Raw genomic sequence first — 4,288 nt, forward strand, 5'->3', positions numbered from 1 at the left:
GCCAGCGGCAACCGGCCCGTCTTGTCCAGCGCATTGGCCATCAGCGCGACCTGATGGCCTGCCTCGACCAGGAAGCTGCGCGCCGTGGCATCAGTCTGCGCGTGGCGGATGACGACCGGCGCCAGGCTGGCATAGGCCGTCTGCGTGGCGCCGCCGAGCCAGACCTGGATTGCGTCCCGGCTCCCGCCCAAGGTGTCGATCACGGCGCTCGCAAAGTCGGAGGACGGCACGCGGCCATCCAGCACCTGCTCGACATGGTTGATGGCTCGCAGGCCCAGCCATGCGCCGCTGGCTTCATCCCCGGCCGGGAAGCCCCACCCGCCGACCTCGATATGCGTTCCGTCGGCCAGCAAGGCCTCGCCCACGCTGCCCGTGCCGAGCGCCACGATGCAGCCGGGCGCGCCGCCGTGGGCGCCCATCAGGGTGGTGAAGCCGTCGGTTGCCAACCGCAGGGCGGAGAAGCCGGGGTTGGCGGCGGTGAACTGCGCGGCCCATTCCTTGTTATGGACACCCGCGAGACCGGCGCCGAGCGCCATGGCGGCGTTCGCGGGCCGCATGATCCCTGCGGCGGCACAGGCGGCGTCGATAGCGCTGCCGATCGCGGCCCAGGCCTTGCCGATGCCGTGGGCCAGCCCGGAGGGGCCGGCCTGGCCCTGGCCCAGTTCCGTGCCATCGGCCGTGGCGAGGCGCACCCGGGTGCCGGTTCCGCCGCCGTCGGCGCCGATGAGGAATTGGATCATGTGAATGAGGTCTTAATACCAGTTGTCAGCGCACTATATGGTTGGCTAACCAGCTTGTCAACAGGTATTTAAGTGGTATTACAACCGGCGCTCAGACTGGTATGCGTTATCTCTGCAAGTCATTGAATCCAAAAGGAACTGCCAAGACGGCGAATGGTATTACTTTGGCGCTGGTTTGGCCGCAGCTGGTACGCCCGGTATTGCCGCAAATGAAACGGCCCGCCGGAAAGGCGGGCCGTTGGGGGAAACGTTTCCAAAAGGCGGATTCAGTGTGACATTCAGTCCCGTTCGGACGGCTGATGGATGCCGGAGCGGTCGATCATCACGGCCCGGGCGGCGGTGCGCGTCTCGGCCCCCGGTTTGGTGTTCAGGTAGGCCACGCCCGGGCCGCGCACTTGCACGTCGCTGCTGCCCGCGAACAGGCCGCGTCCTTCCAGGTTGCCGGAGCCGGTCAGCACGGCGTTCACACTGTCGACGTGGCCGTCCAGGTGGACGTCGCCCGGCCCGCCCATGCGCAAGACCAGTTTGCGGCCGTTGATGGTGCCCGACAGCTGGCCGGAGCCGTGCATGTCCGCGTCCAGCGACTCGCTCACGGTGGCCAGTTCGACATCGCCGGGGCCGCGCCCGCGCACCGTGGCGGTTTTCACTTGCAGGTGGCGGCCATCGAGGTCGCCGGAGCCGCTCAGTTCCGCCGACAGCACGTCCGCGCTGCCCTGCAGTTCCGTTTCGCCGGGGCCGCCGGAAATCAGCTTCACGCTGCTGGCAGCCAGGCCGCGCACCGTCAGGTCGCCGGCGCCGTGGACTTCCGCGTCCAGCTTGCGGATGGTGCCGCCGACGCAGGCGTTACCCGGGCCGCGCAGGTTGGCCGAGGCCGGGCCGTCCAGCACCAGGCTGCACGCTTCCAGGTCGCCGGCGCCCGAGACCTCGAAGCGGCCGTCGCGGGCGCTGCCCGCCAAGTGCACATTGCCCGGCCCGCGCTGCTGCACGCTGACGCGGGACAGCCGCAGCTGGGTCGCATCCAGGTCGCCGGCGCCCGAGACTTCCGCCGTCAGCTCGCCGGACAGGCCGGCCATTTCGACTTCGCCCGGCCCGCCCATGCGCACCGTGGCGTTGGTGGCACGCAGCTGGCGCAGGGACAGGTCGCCCGCGCCGCGGCTCTCGACCTGCAGGTCGCGCACGGTGCCGGAGGCCTGGACGTCGCCTGGACCGTTGAGCGTCAGGCTGAAAGCATCGCCGCTGACCTGGTCGATATCCACGTCTCCGCTACCAGACGCCTTCAAGCTTTTCACCATCGGTGCCGTAATGACGATGATGGGCTCCTGCTCGCGGTGGCGAAAGCCGAAGCTGAACATGTGGCGCGTCTTCGGCCGCACCACCAGGGTGTCGCCGGTGACCACGGTCTCGATGTCCGCCAGCTGCGCCGCCGTGCCGGTAGCCTGCACCGAGACCGGGCCCTGGGCGTGGACGATCACGCGATAGGGGCCGGAGGTTTCGATCGCGCGGAACGCGCTGACCGGGCGCTTTTCGGTGACCGCATTGGCCGGCGGCGTGGTGGACGAAGCGGCTACGCCCGAGGGCATGGCGGCGATGGCTCCGCAGGTGAGGGCGGCGGCAAAGGCGATGTGTTTGAGCGTGGTGGGCATGATGTGTCGCGAAAATGCGTTGACCGTTTGGATAGCCTGAAGAGTAAGCCCGGCGGCCCGGCCCGCGCCCGCGCTCTCCGACGAGCGGGGCAAAACGTGGATTCAACGGCAGAAAAGCGCGACAGGCGGGGGGGGCCGAAGGCCCGCTTGTCACCCTGCCACGTGTAGCGAAAGCCTCTGGTCAGGTGTCATAATGTGGTGTATGGGCGCTCGAGCGTCCAATGGAAAAGAGTACGGAGAACAGTATGATCAGGTACATGGGTACCCGGAACAACCCGGATGGGGGGACGGTCTACGTCTTCATCATCAATGGGCAGCAGAAGGAAGTGCGCGAAGCGGCCCTGAAGCAGTACCCGGGCTGCTATGAGGCGCTGCCCCCGGCGGCCAAGGCCAAGATCGCGGCCAACCGCGCCTGGCTGTCCAAGCTCTGACCCGCCGGGATGCCCCAGCCGGGACGTTGCTTCCTCCCCCCGCGCGCCTCGGCCGCGCTGGCGACGCTCGTCCTCGCGCTGTCTGCGGCACCGGCCGCGCAAGCCGTGCCCTCGACCTTTGCCCCGGTGATCGGCAGTGCGCTGCTGTGCCGCAGCCACCTCGATAACGGCTACTTCCAGTCCTGGCTCACCGCGGCCTTCGGGCCGCCGTACAAGCACGAAGGCGGGGCCTGGTGGTACAAGGCGGAGGCCTCCCTGTGGGGCGCTAACGTCACGGACGTGATGGTGAGCGACGACAGCAGCAACGTCACCTTCATCGCCGCCGTCACCGACTCGACGCCCGCGCAGCTGGAGCAGTCCATCCATGATGCGGCCGGGGTGCGCCATGTGCAGGCGGATCTCTCGGCCTTCCCGGTGCTGGAATCGAGCCCCGGCAGCCGCATTGTCTACTTCAAGCAGCGGTCCAAGATCTACTGCGCGAAGTTCAAGCAACAGCCCTGACGGCGGCCCCCGGATATCATCTGCCCGATGTACACCCAATACTTCCAGCTCAAGCAACCGCCGTTTTCCATCGCGCCTGATCCGCGCTACCTGTTCATGAGCGAGCGCCATCGCGAGGCGCTGGCGCACCTGCTGTACGGGGTCGGGGGCGGCGGCGGTTTCGTGCTGCTGACCGGGGAGATCGGGGCAGGCAAGACCACCGTGTGCCGCTGTTTCATCGAGCAGATACCGGCCGACACACAGCTGGCGTACATCTTCAATCCCAAGCTCACGGTCGAGGAACTGCTGCAGGCCATCTGCGACGAATTCGGCATCGCGGCGGCCGCGGGGGCGAGCGTGAAGGGCTATGTGGACCGCATCAACGCGCACCTGCTGGCCAGCCATGCGGCGGGGCGCAACAACGTGCTGGTCATCGACGAGGCGCAGAACCTGTCGGCAGACGTGCTGGAACAACTGCGCCTGCTGACCAACCTGGAGACTAGTGAACGCAAGCTCCTGCAGATCATCCTGATCGGGCAGCCGGAGTTGCGGGACATGCTGGCGCGGCCGGAACTGGAGCAGCTGGGGCAGCGCGTGATCGCGCGCTTCCACCTGGGCTCCTTGTCGGAAGAGGAAACGGGGAGCTATATCCAGCACCGGTTGGCGGTGGCGGGGCTCACCGGGCCGTCGCCGTTTCCGTTTCCGGTGGTCCCGCTGGTGCAAAAACTCACCGGGGGCGTGCCGCGGCGGATTAACCTGCTGTGCGACCGGGCGCTGCTCGGGGCGTATGTTGAGAACAGCCCGGTGGTCACCAAGGCGATCTTGCGGCGTGCCGCCCAGGAGGTGTTCCCTGGCCAGGCTCCGGCCGCGCGCAGGCTGTGGCCATTTGCCCTGGCCGGTGGTTTGTCGGTGGCGCTGCTGGCAGCGGCCGCGGTGTGGCACGCCGCGCCGGGCGAGCGGGCGCAGGGCGCGGCCACGCAGACCGCAGCGAACC

At 68.1% G+C, this 4,288-nt stretch carries 5 protein-coding genes; 3 read left to right on the plus strand and 2 right to left on the minus strand.

Going from position 1 to position 4,288, the window contains the following annotated elements:
* Both E4L96_RS03665 and E4L96_RS03670 read right to left on the minus strand, forming a co-directional pair.
* A partial coding sequence (locus E4L96_RS03665) for a glucosamine kinase nucleotide-binding domain-containing protein (protein ID WP_135205877.1) occupies positions 1-740 on the minus strand: 740 nt, incomplete at its 3' end.
* A 278-nt stretch (positions 741-1,018) separates the two neighbouring features.
* A complete protein-coding gene (locus E4L96_RS03670; RefSeq protein WP_135205878.1) occupies positions 1,019-2,383 on the minus strand; it encodes a GIN domain-containing protein in 1,365 nt (454 codons plus the stop codon).
* Positions 2,384-2,640: 257 nt separating this feature from the next.
* On the opposite strand from E4L96_RS03670, the gene E4L96_RS03675 reads away from it, so the two are divergent.
* The 3 genes from E4L96_RS03675 to E4L96_RS03685 all read left to right on the plus strand — a co-directional run.
* Positions 2,641-2,814, plus strand: a complete 174-nt coding sequence (locus E4L96_RS03675) for a hypothetical protein (RefSeq protein WP_229414210.1) — start codon at positions 2,641-2,643, stop codon at positions 2,812-2,814.
* Positions 2,815-2,823: 9 nt separating this feature from the next.
* A complete protein-coding gene (locus tag E4L96_RS03680; protein WP_135205880.1) occupies positions 2,824-3,315 on the plus strand; it encodes a hypothetical protein in 492 nt (163 codons plus the stop codon).
* 27 nt (positions 3,316-3,342) lie between these two features.
* Positions 3,343-4,288: ExeA family protein (locus E4L96_RS03685; protein WP_135205881.1), on the plus strand; the 946-nt coding region annotated here is incomplete at its 3' end.

Origin of the sequence: Zemynaea arenosa (assembly GCF_004614185.1) — a bacterium.
Classification (GTDB): domain Bacteria; phylum Pseudomonadota; class Gammaproteobacteria; order Burkholderiales; family Burkholderiaceae_D; genus Telluria; species Telluria arenosa.